The organism is Bdellovibrio sp. HAGR004 (genome assembly GCF_055397015.1).
In genome coordinates this window covers 3105740-3125120 of the sequence record NZ_AP029176.1, presented here as the reverse complement: position 1 = coordinate 3125120, position 19381 = coordinate 3105740, and the positions used below count along the sequence as shown (strand labels likewise).

Here is a 19381-nt window from a genome sequence, read left to right as displayed (position 1 = left end):
TAATCTATCCGCAGAGATAGAGGTTCGTCCGATGCATTATCCAAAACTTCCCGATTACATTACAGGACTTCCAGAAAGCCACTCTTTACGGGTTTACTTCGAAGAAAATGAGTTTATCAAAAGACTTCTGGTGGAGCTGCAAATGTCTCCACCACATCAGGACTTTCAAAAATTCGTGAATGTCTTTAATCATGTATGTGAAATTGAAAAGCGCTATGCACGTAAAGAAAACCAGTTATTTCCTTATCTGGAAAAGCGGGGATGGTTTGGTCCCAGTCAGGGGATGTGGTCTTTCCATGACAGCATTCGTGATATCCTTCGTACAATCCGCGGGCAGATAGACAACAAAGAAATCAAAAGCCTGAGCGAAAGCGTTCGTCTTCTGATTGAGAATATGCATCACATGATCCATGTCGAGGAAAACCGACTGTTCCCGAATGCTCTTCAGCTTTTGCAACCGGAAGACTGGGCAGCGATGACCACCGGGGATGAAGAAATCGGCTGGGTGGATCGGGATCGCCGTGCGACGACGGCACCAGCAACAGAGTCAATTGCAGAAAGATCCCAGACGGCGGCCGTAGAATTTCCGGATGTCTCCAAACTTAAAATGGATGAAGGAGTGTTGAACTTAGAGCAGATCAATCTGATTTTAAAGTTCCTTCCTGTGGATGTGACCTTTGTCGATGAAAACGACAAGGTGGCCTTTTACAACCGGGGAGAGGAGCGGGTCTTTCCGCGCAGTGCCGGGGTGATCGGTCGTGAAGTGCGTTTCTGTCATCCTCCGAAAAGTGTGGATACGGTTTTGCGTATTCTGGAAGAGTTCAAAGCCGGTCGTAAGGATGAAGCGGAGTTTTGGATTCAGTTTAAGGGCCGCACCATTCATATCAGATACTTTGCGGTTCGTGATAAAGAAAAGAAATATAAAGGTGTTTTGGAGATGTCCCAGGACATCACGGACATTCAGAAAATTCAGGGCGAAAAAAGACTGTTGAGCTGGGACCAATAGCCTTGTCGTTTTAAGCAGGGGGCCATATGGAAGACAGAATCATGATGACAGCAGAGGACATGAAGCAGCTGAAAATTCCGGTGCATGAGCCCTTTGCTCACTTTCTTAAGGCGGATCCAGAGGAGCACGCTTTTCCAATTTCACTCTTGGATGTGGTGCGGTTTGCCGGACATGCCTGTCCTTCGATGGTCGGGGCCTTTGTAATTTCTCAGCGTGCGGTCCGCGAGCTTTTTCCTGAAACAGGGGTGTTAGTTCGCGGTCAGGTGGCCGTGGAACTGGGCTCTTCCGTGGACCGGGGGGCGACCGGACCTATATCGAATGTGTTTTCAATGATTTTCGGAGCCTGGGAAAAAAGTGGTTTTGGTGGCATTCAGGGGAACTTTGTACGTCGGGGACTTCTTTCTTATCAGGTTCCGGATCTTCCTCCGGGCACATACCGATTCACACATTTGGGTACCGGGAAAAAGGTAGAGATCTTTTATGATTCCTCCACCGTTGATCTGAAGGGGGATCTGTCAGATCTGTCCTTTCAAGAAATCTGGCGAATGAAGATTCGAAGAATTGTGCTGGAGGCTGACAAGGTCTTGAGTGTTCGAATAATCCACCCGGGCGTTGGATTCCAGAAGTAAGGGATTTTGCTAAGGTGGGCATCTATGAAACACCAACTCGAAGAAATCGTGCCGTTATGCCTGTCCGAGGAAGCCGCCTTAAAGGGGCTTTTTCTGGGGCCACAGGCAGAAAACAGTCAGTGGGTTGCCACACAGATAAACACACTTTTAAATTCCTGGTTTGACTGGCGTCGCAGATTTCGACCTGGGGACGGTCAGGCGGTTTCCCGCAGTGACATGGAGTCCGCGGATTACATCAAACGTCGCCAGCACACAGCCGATGTCCTGCAAGAACTGGCATCACGCTTTGAACGAGAGATTCCCAAATTTTCCCCACGCTACATTGGGCACATGTTTTCCGAGACCTCTTTGCCGGCATTGTTTGGTCATATCCTGACATTGTTGCATAATCCGAATAACATCTCAGGTGAATCCTCTTGGGTCGGTGTTTCGATTGAAGAGGAGGCGATTGCGGCCTTGTCCCAGATGATGGGTCTGGAAAAAGCAGTTGGTCACTTCACTTCCGGGGGAACCATCGCAAATTTTGAGGCCGTCTATCGCGCCCGGACTCGCTGTTACAGCTGGATGGTAGCGGGGCTGGAGCAGGGCTGTTGTTCCGCTTTTGCCAGTGCCTCGATGGGGTATCGAAGTTATAAAGAGATCTCGGAGGCCGTCAAAGTTTCTGCGGAAAAGCTGAATCCGTTTGAAGGCAATCCCTTTATTGCAGCTCGTGCAATTTCCAAAAAAATCGGGCGCGATTTCCTTGGTCCGGTTCTTTTAATTCCTGAGCACAAGCATTATTCCTGGACCAAATCAGCCAATATTTTTGGCCTGGGGGCCGAGGCTCTTTGGCCTGTTCAGTTGGATTCTCGCGGGCATCTGGATTTGCGAAGTTTAACGGCACAAATTCAGCGCGCTCAGCGCGAGGACCGGCCGATCTTGATGGTGGTTTCCGTCCTGGGAACGACGGAACTGGGGATGGTCGACCCCATCCACGAAATTCAAGAGCTTCTGGATATGTATCGTCAGGTGGAAGGCTGGCACATATGGCATCACGTGGATGCGGCCTATGGTGGCTTCCTGTGTTCTTTACGGGGAAAGAACTCTGAAGTCAGCAGTGTGTTGTCATCACAAAGTTTAAAGGCGATTGAGGCCATGGGACGAGTGACTTCGGTGACCATTGATCCTCACAAGCTGGGGTATGTGCCTTATTCTTCGGGGGCCTTTATTGCCGCGGATGAAAGGGACTACTTCCAACGATCCTTCGGTGCGCCGTATGTGAACTTTGCTGTCAACAAAGACAAAGGACCATTTACTTTGGAAGGATCTCGTTCCGCAGCCGGAGCGGTGGCGACCTGGATGACAGCCCAATGTGTAGGTTTTTCCCAGGAAGGCTATGGGCGTCTGATCGCACGCACCATTCGCCTGCGAAAAGAGCTGGAGGATCGGCTGCACTCTGAAGTTCCGAATCTTCGCGTGGCTCCCAGCGGGGATGCCAATCTTCTGGGGTTCTGTGTGGCAAAGCCTGGAGACTCTTTGCAAGAGGTGAACGAAAGAACCCTGCGCCTTTTTGAATCTTTCGCTGCTGACAAAGAAAGTGACTTTTTCATCTCGAAGACGAAAATCTATAAAAAATGTTATGCGAAGTACTTTGAAAGTTTTGTCAGTTCGTGGCAGGGGAAAATGGATTCGGAGGAGCTGGTTCTGGCTCGAATCTGTATTATGAATCCGTTCTTTAAGACCAAAGAGATGAACGTGGATTTTCAAAATCTTTTCGTCAGTTCTTTGCGAGAACGCCTGAAAGCGCTCGACCGGAGTTAAGGCCCCTAGTTCAAGTAATGATGATATCCCAACATGTTGTTTCCAGCTGAAGCCACAGAGCCTCCTGGCCGTCCCATCGAATGGCGCTTATGTCGTTGGATAGAGGGGGCCGGGCGTGGGTTGTCAGGGGGCGGATCAACAGCGCCCAGTAAGGGGATATTTTTTTATAACTTAGTTGCTGTTCCAGTGCTGTTTCCCGATTCCGAAAATAGACGGAGGCGGGTAGGTCAAGACGGGAAATCCGTTCTTTTGCAGTAACCTGATCCTCAACTAAAAAACCTTCAAGGGTAAAATGAGGGGAATGCTTCGGCACGGGCTGGGGCAGGTTTTGCGCAAAGTCAGGCCAAAGTGGAAATTCTTTGCGAGGTTCATGCTGCGGAAGATGTCGTTCATCGATGATCTCGATAAAGCGTGAACAAAAAAGGCCCGTTTGAGAGTTGAGCCACAGATCACAAACCAGCAATCCATTGTCGTCGGGTCCTTGAGTCAAATCTAAGCCACAGGCTGCCATCACCTGATAGGCTCTCGGGGTAAAAGTGTAACTGTAAGTCAGATGACACATTTCCATTTCCCTTCTTTATGTATCCCTGAGGAGAAAATAGAATGAAACCATGAATCACCCTGCAATCAAGCTTGATCATGTCACAATTGTTTTGGGCGGAGAAGTTGTATTAAGTGACGTTTCTCTGGAGGTTGAGCGAGGGGAAACCCTGGTGATTATTGGGCCCAGTGGCGCTGGGAAAACGGTCTTGCTAAAGACCATGGCCGGAATTTACAAGCCCCAGCATGGTCATGTCTACTGCGAGGGAGAAGATTGGCAGGATCTGCAGTCCGAAGAGAAAATACGATTGGCCCGTAAAATAGGAATGCAGTTTCAAAAAAGTGCTCTTTTTGATTCGATGAACGCCTATGAAAATGTGGCATTTCCCTTGCGGGAGCACACTTCCATGACCGAGGAGGAAATTGAAGTGCGAGTTCGTGAATGTCTTGCTGATGTGGGACTGTCCCAGGCACAGAATATGATGCCCCATGAGCTGTCTGGTGGCATGAAGCAACGCTTGGGGATCGCCCGGTCTTTGGCGCTTCATCCTGAAATTATATTCTATGATGATCCCACTGCCGGACTGGATCCGATCAACACAGATATTCTTCTGGATCTGATCCTGAATCTGAAACGAGAGCATGGTTCGACTATCATCATGGTTACTCACAGCCTTTTGTGTGCTTATAAAATGGCGGATCAGATTGTACTTGTTGGCAATAAACAGGTCATCATGGCAGGAACTCCCGAGCAGGCCCGACAATCATCGCATCCACTGGTGCATCAGTTTGTTGAGGGGATAATGGAGGGGCCTTTGAAGTGGGATTGAAACGGAGTTAAAATGAAGACCATCTCTTTCGAAAACATCAAAGGACTTCGACGTCGGGATGGTGGCTTGACTCTAGCGGATGTGGCAGAGCAAAGGGAGCGCTTCGGACCCAATAACATTGTCGAAGTTTCCGGGAGCCCTTGGATCGATCTCCTGACTGATACATTGAAAGATCCAATGATTTGGTTTCTGCTAGCGGTCGGCTCGGCCTTCTTTTTGGTTGGGGAGCCGACGGACGGCATAACTCTGTATGTTGCTATTTTTCCACTCTTATTTATGGATGCCTTTTTACACTGGAGAACTCAAGCCTCGACGTCGACATTGAGGGGGCAGTTGTCCAGCCGTGTTCAAGTCTATCGTGAATCCAGGGAGATTGAGATTGATGCCCGGGATTTGGTGCCAGGCGATTTGGTGCTATTAGTACACGGGGTGGTTGTTCCCGCTGACGGAGTTTTTGAAAGGACCCAGGATATTCAGTTGGATGAATCAGTTCTGACGGGAGAGTCGCAGCCGGTCAAGAAAATGCCAAGCACTCTGGATCTCTTTGCGATGTCTGCTCTGGAAGAGGTCCGAGTTCCTTCTGAGACCTTGGGTTATGCGGGTACAAGAGTACTGACAGGCAGTGGTGCTTTGAGAGTCTTGCTCACCGGTTCCAGCACGTCTTACGGTGAAATTGTGCGCTCTGTGGTCCGCATGCCGCATGAGCGCACACCGCTGCAGGCTTCGATCGGGCGGTTGGTACAGATTCTGGTTGTGGGGTCGGTCCTGCTTTGTCTAGTTCTGGCTGCAGTCCGGATCTATCAAGGGCATGGCTGGCTGGATGCTCTGTTAAGTGCCGCAACGATGGCAGTGGCGGCGATGCCAGAAGAGTTTCCTGTCGTATTTACATTCTTCCTGGGAGTCGGGGTCTATCGCCTGGCAAAAAAGCGTGCGCTTGTTCGGCGAGCTGTCAGCGTTGAGAATATTGGTCGGATAACTCATATTTGCACGGATAAGACGGGTACAATCACGCATGGCCGTTTGACTTTGACACATTGGGAGCCGAACAAGGGGGATGTCTTGTCCCTGTTAAGGACGGCGTTGGCTGCATCAAGCTCCGATTCGGATCCTGTTGATACTGCCATCAGGCAGGTCGCGCAACAAATGAACTTGGACAGTCCATTGAGGTTGCGAGTCTTTCCATTTACAGAGGACAGAAAACGAGAAACCGTGCTGACTCAGGAATCCGGTGGCGATTTTATGGCGCATGTAAAGGGCTCCCCTGAGAGGATTCTTGCAATGTCCGGCCTTGCTGTGAATGAAAGAGCCTTGTGGGGGGAGCGAGTCTCTCAGTGGGCGAGAACTGGGCACAAGGTCATTGGGGTTGCCAAGAAGAGGTCTGCTGCGCTCTTTGAAAACGAACCGGAGGGGGGTCTGGAGTTTTGCGGCTTACTGGCTTTTGAGGATCCGGCGCGCCCGGAGGTTGCTGACGCCATGGCATACTGCCGCAGCAATGGCATCCGAGTGTTAATGATTACCGGGGACCATCCTGAGACGTCGGCTGCGATCGCTAAGGATGCAGGCCTGACCTTGACCGAGCCGGTTGTCGTTTCCGCGGAAGAGGAGTCTGAAAAGTTTCAGGAGGAGTGGCTGAATCACAATGCGGGCTATTTGAAGACCGTGGATGTAGTGGCTCGTTGTACTCCGATGCAGAAGCTGAGGATCGTAATGGCACTTAAGCGTTTGGGTGAGCTTGTCGCTGTTACAGGGGATGGCGTGAACGATGTTCCAGCCTTGAAGGCGGCTGATATCGGAATTGCCATGGGCGAAAGAGGTTCGCGAAGTGCAAAAGAAGTTTCGTCAATTATTCTGGCGGACGACAACTTTAGCACGATCATCAATGCAATTCGGGAAGGCCGACAGCTTTTTTTAAATCTGAAAATGAGTTTTGAATATCTTCTGCTTCTTCATGTTCCGCTTGTCTTAACTGCGGCTATTTTACCTTTGGCTGGGTATCCCTTGGTCTATCTTCCTGTTCATATAGTGTGGCTGGAACTATTAATTCACCCGACGGCACTTTTGGCTTTCCAAGCCGCAGCGACCGCAGCGCCAGAAGAGCCGAACAATCCAAAGATCTTTTCTTCTCAACAAATGATAAGCATCTGCCTTGCTGGGGTGCTTTTGGCCGGAGCAATGGGATGGGGATTCACGCATACTCTGGAAGAGTCCGGTGATCCCGAGCGGGCTCGCGCAATGGCGATGGCGCTTTTGACTTTCTGGAGTGGCGGAGTGGCTTTGTATCTCACTCGTTTCAAGTCCAAGGTTGCCACCGCTCTGGCGCTCACAACATTCCTTTCATCGGTGGGGCTTATTCACTTTTCGGATTCCCTTAGCTTCCTCCGGCTGTCTCCTTTGCGACCGGAGGATTGGGTTGTGACCAGCACGCTGGTGCTGCTTCTTTTAAGTGGTTTAATGTGGGTAAGAAAGTCGCGTCTGTAAGCTGGCAAACAGGCCGCATTTGATACAGGTCAGTCGTTTTTTATGGTTGGTTGTTTCTATGCAAATGCTGAGGAATTCTATAAAGAACTCCAGGTGTCTTGTTTTAGTCTACTGTCTAACCAAGGAGTTACTATGGTGAATCTACCAAGTTTATGGCGCGAAAGATCTTTAGCGAACCCATTTAGAGAGATGAGTCGGCAACAAAGTCGGATTGATCGTCTGCTGAACGAACTGATGGAGCTGAGAAGTGGGGAATTGGGTGAAGAGTTGAGTCTGATGCCCTCCAGCGAGCTTATTGAGGAGGATAAGAATTACCTTTTGAAGGTGGATCTTCCTGGCATAAAAAAAGAAGATGTGAAGGTGGAGGTCGAGGGTGATCGACTTACCATTCGGGCAGAAAGAAGGTCGGAGAAGGAAGAAAAAAGCAAAAAGAGATATTTCTCTGAGATTTCTTACGGTTCCTGCATGAGAAGTTTCACTTTGCCTCAGGCGATCGATGAGAAGAAAGTGGATGCTAAATTTGAAAACGGAGTGTTGTCCGTGACAATTCCTAAAACGGCAGAGTCCAAAAGCAAGCAGATTTCAATTCATTGATTGAAACGGCCGGATATGGATTGCATGTCCGGCCCTCGTGTCCGGGGGATCAGATGAAAAGATTTTGGGGCGTGATTCTTTGTCTCGTTGCTTTTAACGCCTCTTTTGCTTCGGCCAAAGAAGTTTTGCTTGATGTGCGCACCCCGGAAGAATATTCCCAAGAGTACTTGCCCGGAGCCATCAATATCGATGTGTTAAACAAGAGCTTTCGTCACCGGGTTTCAAAACTAAATCGTGAAGACAGCTATAAAGTTTATTGCAAAGGTGGGAAGCGAGCGACCCAGGCGGTGACGATCATGAAAGAGCTCGGCTTTAAGAACCTGACCAATCTGGGCGGGTACGAAGAGGCCCGAAAAGCCCTTCAGATGAACCCCGCCCTTTCACCTTGATCCCGGAGTCCTACCGTAAAGTGCTTCCGGGATAGTCGTACTTGCGCAAGTATTCGTAAAGTTCCTTTTTGTCATCCCCATGCCCCACAATGGTCTGCATTTCTTCCAGGGCGGCGAACATAATATTCAACCTTCTTTGATCGGCGTCCACCCCACTGGGAAGATTGGGAGAGGTTGAAGATATTGCGAATGCCGCCTTATTTTTATGTTCACCGGCGGCGTCGTGGATAAGTGGTCAGGTCTTAACGGTCAGCGGTGGCGGACATCAGGAACTGGACTAGGAAGAGAGCTAGGGTAAGGTTCAATGTCAGTCGAACCTATGTCCCAAAGCTCTTTGGCAGATGAGCTGCAAGTTAAAACTAGTAATGAAGAAGAATCTTTAAGACTAGAATTTAGAGATTTGATCAGCGTACTCCGGATGATCAATGAATGGATTGCGGTTTCCTTGAATTCTTTCAATGGCGTCATTGCGTTCAAGTTCTGCCTGATCTACGGGATCCAGCTTGTTCCAGCGGCGAAGAGTTTTCTCCAGAGCGGCTGGGATTGGGAAGTCATAGCGAACTGCAAAGTAAAATACGGCTCTAGCCACATTGCCCTTGTGCTTTGTGGGTGGCTCAAAAACCAGCTCACTGCCGCTGCCACTGCCCAGCTTTGATTCGGTGGAAATATCCTGTCTTTGTTCGTCAAAACATCTTGGTGTGTTTTTAACCGTATTCACTTCACCAAAGGCAAAGTTGCCGCGCATTGAGTTGGCTCTGGAGTCAGAAGGATAAAGATGGTGCAAGTCAGCCTTACCAACATTGAAGTAATGGCGTCCTTTAAACCAGGATTGTGCGACGGTGTGCTCAACGTTAACGATCGTTGAGGAAGGTTCTTTGCCAGGACCAACGCCGCTTCCCAGATGGGTTCGGCCATAGGGAGTCGAGCAATACACTTCGTCAATAGCATAAGAGCCGTCAGACAGTCGGATCAGCGAGACGTTCCCGAGGAGTTCGACTTGTGCTTTATCGTAAGAGATTGGGCGGTGTTCGGAAGTGATTTGTTTCTTTAGATCACCGCGAAGGTCAGCTTTGGCGGCAAAAGATGTTAAAACTAGCGCAATTGACAAAAATAACGAACGGCCCACAGTTCCCCCCTTGTAGACATTTCACGATTATCAAGCGGGTTTTTGCGTTTCAATCATGAAATACGGGATGTCTTGGTGCGGCGGACTATCAAAATGAAATCCTGACAAAGCGTTTGTTCGAATTGAAAACAGCCTCTGGGGGATTATCGAGATTTCAAACAGGCTAGGCTAACTAAAAGAATTGTTTTGATAGATGGAAAACGCACCGAACGTCAGTGCGTTTTTCAGCGAGCTATTTGTTCTGTTTAAAAATCTCGTCGATATTTGCATGAAGTTTTGAAGTGAGACTTTCCATCAGAGCTTTTGTGAAATCCTCAAGGGTGTCAGCGGATTCAAAATTTTCTTCAAGCAATTCAGCCTCCGCAGTCAGCTGCGAAGAAGAGTCCACCAACAAAGCATCATTTTTTGGATCCGAAGAATGAGACATAAAAAACTCCTTAACTTTGATTTTGGTGTTGCGCGAGGATGGAACTCGGGTCGTCGTGGCCCTGAAACGAAAAAAGCCTTTTAAAACTAATCGCTTTGCGATCACTTTTAAAAGGCTAAAATGGTCGGGGAGATTTTCCGCGACCTAAGTAACTGTAATTACTTAATATCGAATACCGCGAGTAGCATGAAGTAGCAAGGTTCTTTGAGTTCACAAGAGCCGTCCTGCCTCTATCTAAGAGACAGGACTTTGGCTCCTACAACCTCATCTGGAAGATCATAGCCAAGTTTCTCTGTGGCCCCCTGAACATCCACACCAGCCTTCCTAAGATAGCCATTGGTGGTCTTGATCTGGCTATGGCCTACGATTGCCATAACTCTTGCCAGAGACTCACCACGGGCTAATAGGTTGGTGATAAAGGTTGCTCTGAGGTCGTGAAACTTGACGGGCGTGATCCCTATTGCGGCGCAAAATTCTCGCGTGATCCGTGCCTGTTCGCCGTTCTCCCATTCGGGCATTTGCGGCAAGACAAACTCGCTTTGATTCCCAGCCTTGATTTTGAGTTCCTTTAGGAACTTCAAAAGCGCATTGGAAATCGGAACCACTCGGCTCCTTTGCGTCTTGGTGGGGCCAAACCCATTTTTGCTCGTCCACTGTTTAGAAACAGAGATGGTCTTTCCATCGAAGTCTATGTCTGTCCATTTAAGAGCAAACAACTCTCCCGATCTCATGCCCGTCATAAGGGCCATAGCCCAGACGGGATAAAAACGATGATTCGTTTGTTTTGCTTCTTGCAGGAAGATTCCGACTTCCGTTTTGGTTAAAACCTTCTGATCTACCTCCGGCACATTGACTCGGATTCCCGCGCAGGGATTCCGGTCTAAAATGCCTTCTTCAACGGCCATCTCGAAAATTCGGCGAACCATTTTCAGAATTGTCTTCCGTGTCCACGGACTGATTTTTGAATCTATGTCCGTGAAAATGGTGTCGTAAACTTTCTGTTTCGTGATCTTGTGCAAATCGAGATTATCCCAGTGAGGGTTAATCCATTTGCCCATCTGTGCAGTGTAGTTGATGACAGTTGAAGGGCGGTGAACGAGCTTCATTCTCTTCAAGCACTCGGAAAGCCACTCAGACCAGCGAAAAGGCACTGCCTCTTCTTTGAGTTTAGCCAGTTCTCGCTTTAGCTCGAACTCGGCCATCTCCGCTTTTCTAATTGTGTCTAATCCTTTCTTACGCCGTTGAACTCGAATCCCTCTGGAGTCGAATCCGTTGACGTAGATTTCATAGAATTTCTTTCCGTTCTCAATATAGGTTTTGATTGCCATGTCAGGCTCCTTTCTTTAGGAAAAGAGCCTTGCAATCCTTCAACTTGAACCTGAGTCGTCTTCCGAATTTATACGACTGAATCTGGCCTCGATAGACCATGATCCTTAAAGCGTTTTCGGTGATCGACAAATATTGAGCTGCTTCTTCTGTTGAAAGCCACTCGCGTTCTATTCGATTTTCAAAGAGCGATGAGCTAGGAAGCTCAAGAACTACATTCTTGGAGTTCATACTACTCCTTTACAGGCTGCCCAGCAAGGGCAAATCCTCATGGAAGTCCTGATAAAACTCTCAAATTATTGGAATCATTGAATTTATGTCGTATAGACAAATGCAATACGTTATGATATGGTGTATCTATAACCGTTTAAGCACGGTGAAAGAGGTTTACAATGTCAGTCGCAAGAAAAAGAAAGCCGCAGCTTTCCTTGAAGAAGGAAAGCACCGTCATGATCCGTACTGCTCCGCAGGATAAAGTTCTCATTGAAAAAGCTGCCGATCATTTGGGGCTTACGGTGAGTTCTTTCATGCTGCAAAACTCTCTTCGCGCCGCTCGTAAGGAACTGTCGGAAGTCGAGCGCACAAGCCTAACTGAACGTGATGCTCATGTGTTCTTTGCCGCTTTGACAAATCCTCCAGCTCCGAACGAAGCACTCAAAAAGGCTTTCAAGGACTACGCGAAGCAATCCAGAAAGTAATTTGTCTTTGTGAGCAACTTTGAATTTCACAACCTAGACAAGTCATTCGATCGTGCGCCGTTTGACTGTGGCTCGCCTGAGTTAAACGATTTTCTGAAAGCGAAAGCCCGCCAGAACCAAGCGGCGAATTTCAATAAAACTTTCGTAGCCATTCAATCAGGCGACAAGGGCAAACGCGTTCTTGGCTTCTACAGTCTCAGTATGGGCGAAGTGGATTTATCTTCGCTTCCCGAAGCCTTGCAGAAGAAGCTCCCTAAGCATCCCGTACCGGTCGCCCGAATGGGCCGACTGGCGGTTGATAATTCAACCAAGGGGCAAGGCTTAGGAAAGCTCCTTTTAGTCGATGCGATGAAGCGTGTTCAATCTGCCTCGGCTAATGTTGGCGTTTACGCGCTTCTGGTCGATGCAAAGGATGATCCCGCAAAGGCCTTCTATAAGAAGTATGGGTTCATCGAACTAACCGATGAACCCATGACCTTGTTTTTACCTTTGGCTTCATTCCCGCAATAATCAGGCAACGGAAGGAAAAGAATCAGTTTTCTTAGAAGACCTTTTCTTTTCCTTATCATCGACACCGTAATGAGCGCGGATCGCTTTTCGCAAATCTTCAGGAAGGTCGGCATCCGTTCGTAGAATGGAGCCGAGCATCTTCTTCTCGTCGAAATGCGCGACCCTAAGATTTTTTACGTCGGCTTCTGAAAAGAACTTATTCAAGTTCTGGAAGATATAGTTGGCAATGTCGGACTTGGTGAACTCTCCAGCATCGAAGCCTTCCGCGCATCGGCTTACGGCCGATTCCAACGCCTCGTTGGATTCCTTCGAGATAACCACGCGAAACACCTCACCCTGGGACGAGTGACTGACTCTGCTATTCCTCGGATCAAGACTCAGCGCCGTTTGAGCAGCACCATTACGGCCCCTACGATTGAAAACCGGCGCTTCTTCATTTACCACTTCACTTGTTTCGTTCTCCCGACCTTCGATGACACCCAAGGCCGTTTCTCCCTTCTCCTTATTATTAAAATTATTCATAAAAATCCTTTCAGACTTACCCACCGCCGAGATTTATTTTCTGCACCAGCTAGTGACCCCTTCCAACCAATGTACTCGTTGGGTGGGAGGGGTCACTAGCGATCAGGGGCAGATTTTATAAAGCGAGGCGGTGGGTAAGTCTTTGTTTTGAATTGAATTTCACTCAAATAGTCACTTGCCCGAAAACGCTCTCAACTAGCAAACGATTTGCTAGTGGTGTTGCTAGTGTTTAGCCAGCGCGTTCACGTTTTTCCCGCATCCATTGCTCGATGGACTCAACTCCACGGCTCATGTAGATCGGTGCCGTCAGAGGGTTTTTGAGCCACGCTTCCATCTCTCCAAATCCAACGGGCCGCTCCCACGAAGGATAGCTGACTTCCTTCATCGCGCGAGAAATGCTGTTGAAGATGTACTGTTGGTTTGCAATGAAAACGACGATCTCAATTTCCTTAGTGACGGCATAACTGTTCATCACCTTCATGTACCGATCAAAGGTCTTCTTCGATTGCTCGATCTCAAGAGCCACCGTGCGATACTTTGCGGGCTTGGAAAGCTGCAAAGTCAGGTCAGGAAACTTGGCATCTTTTCCATCCTGTGTGGTTTTCGTCCACAGCCAATTCTTGCGTTTGAGTTCCGCTTCCGTCGTAAAGCTATCCAACACTTTCCCTTGCTCAAGGCTTAAAATGATGTTGCCGGCCTTCTCGTCGTGGTCGAATTGACCGAGATGAGGCTTTGTGACGGCCGCGATCCCGCGCCGCTCAAGCTCTACCAAAGAGCGATTCCCTAAGATCAGAACATCCGGCAGCATCTTGGATTCGTGAGGACGGAAATATCCATCCTCGACGAAGCGATGCCAAATCCGCGAGTTCCGGCTATAGGATCGCGTGGTAAAAAACTTATGCCAAAGGGCTTTGCTCAAGAATCCCGTCTTCGCCGCGAAGCTGATCTCTTTCAGTGGAATGTGCTTTACACTCACTGCGCATTCCAGCGAGTCGGTTCCGTGATGATGTACTCGAAATGACCCTCGATATAGCGATTACCCACCACACGGCCCTCGATCCATCGGGACTCCACCTGGGCTTCGCGCAAGGACGGCATGGCTCCCGTTGCTTGACGAGGAGCCGATGCGCGTCCATTCGCGTAGGCTTTGACCTCTCGTGTTTTGATTTCATCATGGAGAGCAGAGCCAGCAATCAGACCCGCCATTCCGCCAATCGTCGCACCAACCACCACGTTTCGGGTTCGATATTCTCCCTTTTTGCCTGGGTCGGCGATGCCGCCCAAGGCGGCCCCACCAGTAGCTCCAATTAATCCTCCAAGTCCGGCGCTCTTGCCTTGGGTCGCGCATCCGTTAAGGATGAGTGCGAAAGCCAAGGTACAAAAAGTTACATACATTTTACGCTGCATTTTTACCTCCGTGAAATTGAGGCGTTTCAGTCTCAGGTAAATCCGCAAGTCCGGCTGATGCCGCTTTCTCAATTTTCAAAAATGGTTCAGGCGGTAGATCGTCAAATTTCTGAAACTTGATGTTGATGGTTCTACTTCCGGCCTCATGCGGAATGACCATCACGGCTTGGCCGACACCAAGTTCGTTTTTGAATCGGTTAGGATGGATGATAAATTCGTCCACCTCACGGGCTGACGCATCTCCCGTATCCTCTTGGGCGAAAACTCCTCGCTTCGTGCGCGAGGTGTATTTCATACTCTTGACGGTTCCGATCACCTTCGAGAAGTATTCTGCCGATTCAGGATCATTGCCGCGCATGAATACTTTGAGATTCGCATTGGTCAAAATCGAATTGGCAATGGCATCGCCCATCGTCTTAATGTCGCCCAAAGCTTGATGCGCGAAGACGATCCCGACATTGGCACTTCTTGATTTGTTCAAGATCGTGACAAAGCCTGGATAAAGATACTCAGAAAAGTCGTCGAGAAAGACCGAGTAAAACTTGTGATTCCGGTTTTCCCCACGGTGACGGTTCGCTACCGCACTTTGAAGGCATTGCAGAATCATCTTCCCAGATGCTTTCCCCAAGAAAGGTGAAAGCATCACGGGAAGCTGGAAGTACACGATCAGATTTTCCCTCAAGGCACGATCCAGGTCGATGCTTGGCTTATCCGTATTGAACAAAGCCGAGGTTTTTCCGAAAGCAAAGTGACTAAGCGCTGCTGTGAGGCCACTTGTCCTTTGCGCCGTTTCTGTCGGCGGCAGGCTCGCGTAATGCTTCGCCCAATTCTTCAAACCTTGGTTTCCGGTTTTCTCAGCCAGAGCCTTCAACTTGTTCGGTGTCGAAATGGCTTCAAAAACCTTTAAGAAGGTCGGAAGCTCCTGACTCTCCGAAAAAATTCTCATCACTTGAGCGAAGATTTCAAACTGAACGCTTCGGTAATACTCATTTTCAAACTCGAACGAATTGAAAACGCGCTCGGCCACCTCTTCAGGGCTACCGCCAAGAAGAGCGTTGAACTGGTGTGACTCATCTGGGCTACTTAGTGAAAACAAGCGAAAATCCCTTTGCCGCTTGTGTTTCACCGCATACGCCCAAAGTTTATCGAGAAGGCTTCGGTCTGATTTTCCATCAATAAGAATCAGGCCACGCCCTTGCTCAATATCTTGAATCGCCCAGGGCAAGATCACGCTCTCGGTTTTTCCGGCATTGGTTGTGCCGATCACTTGAGTGTGCATCGCTCGCTGGCGGGTTTTAATATGAACTTCTTCTTTCTTATCCGTGACCCCGCAGAAAACGGAGCCTTCGGACTTTCCGATGACCGCTTTCTCTTGATTTTGTTTCTTCAAATTGGATTCGCGTTTTCTTAGCATCCAGTAAAAGAGCGGCGTTAAGAGCAACACACAAAGGCCAAGGAGAATGATTTGGTTCTGAGGCTCTCTGATCCAGACGTTCAAAAAGTTAAAGACCTTATTCAAGACCATCAGGCCAAAAACAATTCCGGCTCCCCAAAGCAGCGTTTGATCGCTGACTTGGGAGCTTTCTTTCTTATCTGCCATAAGTAGTTCCAGGATCGCGGAAAGCGAAATTTGCCGTTAGAACGGCATAAAATTCCGTTTGATTTGAAATCTCAATCCATCGCTTCTCTTTCTTGAGGTCGTTCGCCCAACTTTCGGCTCGATCCGTCGCTGTTTCTGCAATGGCGTTTTTCCATCCATTATCGTCGCCGCCAGGGTTTCCACCCAAGGCTCCGCGCTGCATGGAGCCTTCCGCATAGGCTCCGATAAAGCGCGTAAGAGTTTGCCCTACGGTGTTCTTCAGGGCTTCAGAATGAACGCGACCAGAAACTCCAACCTGTCCATCTGAACCAACACCTATGGCCGCAAATTCACGCTCTCTTCCATCAGGGAATTGAACAGACTTCCAGCTGACATTGGCTCGATTCCCACCATCATCAAAGGTTACATCCCCAAAGAGCTTTGAGCCTTGAGGGATTGCCAACGAATCCTCGTGAATGTAATCGCGGGTGACTACGCCAATGACGGGCATCCCTTGATTCGCAACGATGGCTCGCTCATAGAGCCTGACTGAAATCCGACTTCCAGGAGGAAGTTGGGTTTTGCTATCTAAGCCGCCACGGGTAAGAATCATTGAGCTGTTACGCTCGTCACCGGAAGCGGCAGAACCGCCGCCGCTCCCGTAGGTCGGCGCATAGAGATGGCTCAAGTTTGATGGGGTTGATTTCGCATAGCCCTGGCCCACTCCAATCTGGCTCGCGGCTTCCCCCGTGGGATCACTGTTTGAAGCCGTTAAAGGGCGTTCTCCCAAAGGGGCCTGTTCGTGAAATTCACCAACAGTTTCCTTGGGTGCAGGAATCATCAAGATTCCCACAATGCCGATCACGAGTGCCACGACACCGCACTTAACCAGTGAAGCCCAGTTGATCTCCCTTCGTTTCAAAAAATAGACTTTCTCTTTGAAAGCGAAGTTTTTAATACGCTCCATGAAAGACGCTTTCACCGCTACTTCCATGCGACCCCCTTGGGAATCGTGAGATACGAGATTTTCTTTCTTCTCAGTTCGATCCGCAAAGGCTCCGCTATGGATGCGTCGTTCTTTAGAATCTGCATCACTCCCTTGATAGAGCGGCCACCTCCCAAGTCTTGCTCCGAAAGAGCAAGACTATGAATGGGTCGCGTGACTCCGCTTTGAGTGAGCCACAACCAATCGGGACGGAAACGCTCGCGGGCCTCGGAGCGAACTTCAAACTCGATCAAGAGAACACCATCAGCCGTATTTGCGAGTCTCTTGGTTTCAAAAACCAAGGAATCGTTTTTTAGGTGATTGCGATAGTTGCGCCAGCCAATCGCGGAACTCTTTATTTTCTCTTGTGGGTTTTCAAGATAGACGACGTAATCGGAAGCCATTTCAGGCCCGCTCACAAGCTGCACGTTGAAGCGTCTGTAATCGGTGTAGATATACAGATTGCTTCGGGCGCTCCCATGAAGCGGTTTGATTGTGATGGCTTGATCCAGATACTCAACTTTGAACGCAGATTGATTGCCAACCACAAGGCTGTTAGGTCGATCCGGCACTTGAATAATCGTTGCGACTCCAAGTGCCGTCCTGACCGTGACGATCTGATCCTTTTTGACTTCGACCGTTCGCACTCTGGCCCAGGTGCTTAACGGCAGTAGAAACATGAGAATTGCAAAAACAATTCGTGAAAACATAAAAGCCTCCGTGAAAGAGGGTTTTCATGTCTCAGATAGATTTTCGATTCGATAAATTGGAATACCGATTCTCAAGTCGTCTGAACAATATTAGTCTACTGACCAATAGTATGATGAGCGGTAGACGTACATTGACTTTTCGGACCACCAAACTTGCTCCCACATGTCGGTCTGGTCATGAAATTTTACGTTCTTTCCCATCACGTCGTATACCGATTTAGTGATCCAACTGGCGTAGCTTCCTTCGCGTTGTGAGCAGAGTTTAGCCGCTATGTTTGCGGATCTCCCGACCCATACAAGATCGTTGTTATTTCTGATGCCGGTTCGAGCGACAAACAGGGGTGAACTATCTATTCCAACCGCATGCTTCACGCGATAGGACTTTGAAGGATACTGCTTGCCAATTGCTGGGTTAATAATCTGAGTAACCGCATGATTGATAGCCAGAGCACTTCTTACGGCGTTCGTATTTTTTGAGCCACCAATAAAGACAGCCATTACTCGATCACCGTCGAAGGAAGTAATCTCACCTTCGTATCGACTTATAATCTTAGTCGCGCAGTGCAGGTATGTTTTATATATCTCAGCTGCAAACTCATCTGTCTCAGTTTCAACAAGGGAAGTCGACTCAGCTAAATCGGCATAAAGGACTACGCCATCCAATTTAACAGCATCGTTTGACAATTTTAGGTCTTCTGGATCTGGAACTGTCGTGCCATCTCTTGATGTCCAACGATCACCAAAAATCTTTGCAACTTCTGCTTTCAAATCGTCACTTAGGGCCATATTTACCTTGCGCCAAACTCATTTGCGGTCCGGCGAATATCCGAGCAAACTGCAGCAACCCGCACTTGCAGGTCTTCTGGTTTCCCTGGTTGGTACTGAAGCGGAGTTGTGCCCAGCAGATCCGTTGGAATCTTAATTTTGGACTTCTGTTCTTTGACTATAAATACACGGTCACGGCCAATAGCACCAATAAGCAAGCCAAGCTCGAAAATCACATTGTCTCTCGGCCCATCAAAAACTTCATCTCTGCTCTGAATTTTGTCGTCGGATCCAAGAACAAGTATTCCGAAATCCGAACTCTCGGCCGTAACTACGAGATTTTCAATTGAGGTCTTAGAAGCCTTAAAAACATCGTCAGTCCAAACCTGGGTTAGAAGCGGGTCATGAGCTAATCCGGTTTGGATCGCACGGGCTACGTCCAATCCTTCGACTGAAGAACCTATAAATATCCTCGGAGTCTCATTCTTTTGACGAACGAAGTTGCTGCGTTCTCGAAGTCGCTGGCCAAGAGTCAGAGCGAGGCGCCTCCACAATACTGGATGCTTAGTTGCGAGTTCAGAGAAATCAGACTCAGTAACGACCGCAACCACAGTTTCATCGAGAGCTGATACGGTTGCGCTGCGCTTTGCCGCCAGATCTATAAGCGCCATTTCGCCAATATGCTGACCAGCAGTTCTTCGGGCGATCTCACGATCCTTTATTCTGACTCCGACCAAGCCAGAGAAAATAAGATAAATATCATTGTCGGATGCACCCTCTTTAATTAAGACGTCACCGGGTTTGTACTCTCTAAGTTCAACAACTGAAGAGAGATCATTTGCGATATCCCCGTCATTATTAACTATAAACTGCCCCAGTAGAGCTTCTTGCATGAGCCTTAAGCCCGAATCGCCTTGAAACCGTTCGATCATAATGCATCTCCAAAGCGAGATTTATAGCACAATGCCAAAACCGTAGTCAGTATCGAAGGATGATTCTGAAGCATTTTGCGGCGCATCCGACAGTGAAATGGGCCTTTCTGAGGGCCTAAAATTGTTTA

Annotated in this window: 22 protein-coding genes and 1 pseudogene; 10 read left to right on the top strand and 13 right to left on the bottom strand. The window is 48.6% G+C overall.

Annotated features, from left to right (window positions below; genetic code table 11):
* Nucleotides 1-31 precede the first annotated feature (31 nt).
* From ACZ5ZV_RS15605 to ACZ5ZV_RS15595, 3 genes are read left to right on the top strand one after another with little or no spacing between them, the layout of a single operon-like run.
* Entirely contained in the window at nt 32-1006 is a 975-nt protein-coding gene (locus ACZ5ZV_RS15605) for a DUF438 domain-containing protein (RefSeq protein ID WP_464121427.1), read from the top strand.
* 26 nt (nt 1007-1032) lie between these two features.
* Nucleotides 1033-1635: a hypothetical protein gene (locus ACZ5ZV_RS15600; protein ID WP_464118115.1), complete on the top strand. Its 603-nt coding sequence runs from the start codon at nt 1033-1035 to the stop codon at nt 1633-1635.
* A 24-nt stretch (nt 1636-1659) separates the two neighbouring features.
* On the top strand, nt 1660-3435 hold the full coding sequence (locus ACZ5ZV_RS15595) for a pyridoxal phosphate-dependent decarboxylase family protein (protein WP_464118114.1): 1776 nt from the start codon (nt 1660-1662) through the stop codon (nt 3433-3435).
* Nucleotides 3436-3445: 10 nt separating this feature from the next.
* Here ACZ5ZV_RS15595 and ACZ5ZV_RS15590 read toward each other — a convergent pair whose 3' ends face one another.
* A complete protein-coding gene (locus ACZ5ZV_RS15590; RefSeq protein ID WP_464118113.1) occupies nt 3446-4003 on the bottom strand; it encodes a hypothetical protein in 558 nt (185 codons plus the stop codon).
* A gap of 43 nt (nt 4004-4046) precedes the next feature.
* On the opposite strand from ACZ5ZV_RS15590, the gene ACZ5ZV_RS15585 reads away from it, so the two are divergent.
* The 5 genes and pseudogenes from ACZ5ZV_RS15585 to ACZ5ZV_RS15565 all read left to right on the top strand — a co-directional run.
* A complete protein-coding gene (locus tag ACZ5ZV_RS15585) occupies nt 4047-4805 on the top strand; it encodes an ATP-binding cassette domain-containing protein (protein WP_464118112.1) in 759 nt (252 codons plus the stop codon).
* A 12-nt stretch (nt 4806-4817) separates the two neighbouring features.
* A complete protein-coding gene (locus ACZ5ZV_RS15580; RefSeq protein WP_464118111.1) occupies nt 4818-7283 on the top strand; it encodes a cation-translocating P-type ATPase in 2466 nt (821 codons plus the stop codon).
* Between the two features lie 189 nt (nt 7284-7472).
* A complete protein-coding gene (locus ACZ5ZV_RS15575; RefSeq protein WP_464118110.1) occupies nt 7473-7877 on the top strand; it encodes an Hsp20/alpha crystallin family protein in 405 nt (134 codons plus the stop codon).
* A gap of 53 nt (nt 7878-7930) precedes the next feature.
* Entirely contained in the window at nt 7931-8266 is a 336-nt protein-coding gene (locus ACZ5ZV_RS15570; protein WP_464118109.1) for a rhodanese-like domain-containing protein, read from the top strand.
* Between the two features lie 149 nt (nt 8267-8415).
* A pseudogene (locus ACZ5ZV_RS15565) lies at nt 8416-8547 on the top strand (SDR family oxidoreductase); the annotation flags it as partial.
* A gap of 104 nt (nt 8548-8651) precedes the next feature.
* Here ACZ5ZV_RS15565 and ACZ5ZV_RS15560 read toward each other — a convergent pair.
* The 4 genes from ACZ5ZV_RS15560 to ACZ5ZV_RS15545 form a co-directional block, all read right to left on the bottom strand.
* The gene (locus tag ACZ5ZV_RS15560) at nt 8652-9392 is read right to left on the bottom strand and encodes an endonuclease I family protein (protein ID WP_464118108.1); all 741 of its coding nucleotides are present in this window, start codon (nt 9390-9392) and stop codon (nt 8652-8654) included.
* Nucleotides 9393-9624: 232 nt separating this feature from the next.
* On the bottom strand, nt 9625-9819 hold the full coding sequence (locus ACZ5ZV_RS15555) for a hypothetical protein (protein ID WP_464118107.1): 195 nt from the start codon (nt 9817-9819) through the stop codon (nt 9625-9627).
* Between the two features lie 230 nt (nt 9820-10049).
* A complete protein-coding gene (locus ACZ5ZV_RS15550) occupies nt 10050-11147 on the bottom strand; it encodes a tyrosine-type recombinase/integrase (RefSeq protein WP_464118106.1) in 1098 nt (365 codons plus the stop codon).
* Between the two features lies 1 nt (nt 11148).
* Nucleotides 11149-11376, bottom strand: coding sequence for a helix-turn-helix domain-containing protein (locus tag ACZ5ZV_RS15545; RefSeq protein ID WP_464118105.1), 228 nt, complete (start codon nt 11374-11376; stop codon nt 11149-11151).
* Between the two features lie 161 nt (nt 11377-11537).
* Between ACZ5ZV_RS15545 and ACZ5ZV_RS15540 the strand changes: the two genes are divergently transcribed.
* Nucleotides 11538-11843 carry a type II toxin-antitoxin system TacA family antitoxin gene (locus ACZ5ZV_RS15540; protein WP_464118104.1) on the top strand — a complete coding sequence of 102 codons (306 nt, stop codon included), beginning with the start codon at nt 11538-11540 and terminating at the stop codon, nt 11841-11843.
* Between the two features lie 9 nt (nt 11844-11852).
* A complete protein-coding gene (locus ACZ5ZV_RS15535; protein ID WP_464118103.1) occupies nt 11853-12353 on the top strand; it encodes a GNAT family N-acetyltransferase in 501 nt (166 codons plus the stop codon).
* Here ACZ5ZV_RS15535 and ACZ5ZV_RS15530 read toward each other — a convergent pair whose 3' ends face one another.
* From ACZ5ZV_RS15530 to ACZ5ZV_RS15495, 8 genes are all read right to left on the bottom strand, one after another.
* On the bottom strand, nt 12354-12875 hold the full coding sequence (locus ACZ5ZV_RS15530; protein ID WP_464118102.1) for a hypothetical protein: 522 nt from the start codon (nt 12873-12875) through the stop codon (nt 12354-12356).
* 229 nt (nt 12876-13104) lie between these two features.
* The gene (locus ACZ5ZV_RS15525; protein ID WP_464118101.1) at nt 13105-13851 is read right to left on the bottom strand and encodes a hypothetical protein; all 747 of its coding nucleotides are present in this window, start codon (nt 13849-13851) and stop codon (nt 13105-13107) included.
* The gene (locus ACZ5ZV_RS15520; protein WP_464118100.1) at nt 13848-14159 is read right to left on the bottom strand and encodes a hypothetical protein; all 312 of its coding nucleotides are present in this window, start codon (nt 14157-14159) and stop codon (nt 13848-13850) included. Before ACZ5ZV_RS15520 ends, ACZ5ZV_RS15525 begins: the two co-directional genes overlap by 4 nt.
* Before the next feature lie 112 nt (nt 14160-14271).
* Entirely contained in the window at nt 14272-15882 is a 1611-nt protein-coding gene (locus ACZ5ZV_RS15515) for a type IV secretory system conjugative DNA transfer family protein (RefSeq protein ID WP_464118099.1), read from the bottom strand.
* Nucleotides 15872-16855, bottom strand: a complete 984-nt coding sequence (locus ACZ5ZV_RS15510) for a TrbI/VirB10 family protein (RefSeq protein WP_464118098.1) — start codon at nt 16853-16855, stop codon at nt 15872-15874. Before ACZ5ZV_RS15510 ends, ACZ5ZV_RS15515 begins: the two co-directional genes overlap by 11 nt.
* Nucleotides 16846-17556 (bottom strand): TrbG/VirB9 family P-type conjugative transfer protein, encoded by a 711-nt coding sequence (locus ACZ5ZV_RS15505; RefSeq protein ID WP_464118097.1) that lies wholly within the window; start codon nt 17554-17556, stop codon nt 16846-16848. The genes ACZ5ZV_RS15510 and ACZ5ZV_RS15505 overlap by 10 nt, the downstream gene beginning before the upstream one ends.
* A 90-nt stretch (nt 17557-17646) precedes the next feature.
* On the bottom strand, nt 17647-18324 hold the full coding sequence (locus ACZ5ZV_RS15500) for an adenylate/guanylate cyclase domain-containing protein (protein ID WP_464118096.1): 678 nt from the start codon (nt 18322-18324) through the stop codon (nt 17647-17649).
* 20 nt (nt 18325-18344) lie between these two features.
* Nucleotides 18345-19253, bottom strand: coding sequence for a TIR domain-containing protein (locus tag ACZ5ZV_RS15495; RefSeq protein ID WP_464118095.1), 909 nt, complete (start codon nt 19251-19253; stop codon nt 18345-18347).
* Between the last annotated feature and the right edge of the window lie 128 nt (nt 19254-19381).

What these genes read in the sequence shown, in the direction of transcription:
- ACZ5ZV_RS15605 (WP_464121427.1), top strand. Translation starts at nt 32, where the DNA reads ATGCATTATCCAAAACTTCCCGATTACATTACAGGACTTCCAGAAAGC.
- ACZ5ZV_RS15600 (WP_464118115.1), top strand. Translation starts at nt 1,033, where the DNA reads ATGGAAGACAGAATCATGATGACAGCAGAGGACATGAAGCAGCTGAAA.
- ACZ5ZV_RS15595 (WP_464118114.1), top strand. Translation starts at nt 1,660, where the DNA reads ATGAAACACCAACTCGAAGAAATCGTGCCGTTATGCCTGTCCGAGGAA.
- ACZ5ZV_RS15590 (WP_464118113.1), bottom strand. Translation starts at nt 4,003, where the DNA reads ATGGAAATGTGTCATCTGACTTACAGTTACACTTTTACCCCGAGAGCC.
- ACZ5ZV_RS15585 (WP_464118112.1), top strand. Translation starts at nt 4,047, where the DNA reads ATGAATCACCCTGCAATCAAGCTTGATCATGTCACAATTGTTTTGGGC.
- ACZ5ZV_RS15580 (WP_464118111.1), top strand. Translation starts at nt 4,818, where the DNA reads ATGAAGACCATCTCTTTCGAAAACATCAAAGGACTTCGACGTCGGGAT.
- ACZ5ZV_RS15575 (WP_464118110.1), top strand. Translation starts at nt 7,473, where the DNA reads ATGAGTCGGCAACAAAGTCGGATTGATCGTCTGCTGAACGAACTGATG.
- ACZ5ZV_RS15570 (WP_464118109.1), top strand. Translation starts at nt 7,931, where the DNA reads ATGAAAAGATTTTGGGGCGTGATTCTTTGTCTCGTTGCTTTTAACGCC.
- ACZ5ZV_RS15555 (WP_464118107.1), bottom strand. Translation starts at nt 9,819, where the DNA reads ATGTCTCATTCTTCGGATCCAAAAAATGATGCTTTGTTGGTGGACTCT.
- ACZ5ZV_RS15550 (WP_464118106.1), bottom strand. Translation starts at nt 11,147, where the DNA reads ATGGCAATCAAAACCTATATTGAGAACGGAAAGAAATTCTATGAAATC.
- ACZ5ZV_RS15545 (WP_464118105.1), bottom strand. Translation starts at nt 11,376, where the DNA reads ATGAACTCCAAGAATGTAGTTCTTGAGCTTCCTAGCTCATCGCTCTTT.
- ACZ5ZV_RS15540 (WP_464118104.1), top strand. Translation starts at nt 11,538, where the DNA reads ATGTCAGTCGCAAGAAAAAGAAAGCCGCAGCTTTCCTTGAAGAAGGAA.
- ACZ5ZV_RS15530 (WP_464118102.1), bottom strand. Translation starts at nt 12,875, where the DNA reads ATGAATAATTTTAATAATAAGGAGAAGGGAGAAACGGCCTTGGGTGTC.
- ACZ5ZV_RS15515 (WP_464118099.1), bottom strand. Translation starts at nt 15,882, where the DNA reads ATGGCAGATAAGAAAGAAAGCTCCCAAGTCAGCGATCAAACGCTGCTT.
- ACZ5ZV_RS15510 (WP_464118098.1), bottom strand. Translation starts at nt 16,855, where the DNA reads ATGGAAGTAGCGGTGAAAGCGTCTTTCATGGAGCGTATTAAAAACTTC.
- ACZ5ZV_RS15505 (WP_464118097.1), bottom strand. Translation starts at nt 17,556, where the DNA reads ATGTTTTCACGAATTGTTTTTGCAATTCTCATGTTTCTACTGCCGTTA.
- ACZ5ZV_RS15495 (WP_464118095.1), bottom strand. Translation starts at nt 19,253, where the DNA reads ATGATCGAACGGTTTCAAGGCGATTCGGGCTTAAGGCTCATGCAAGAA.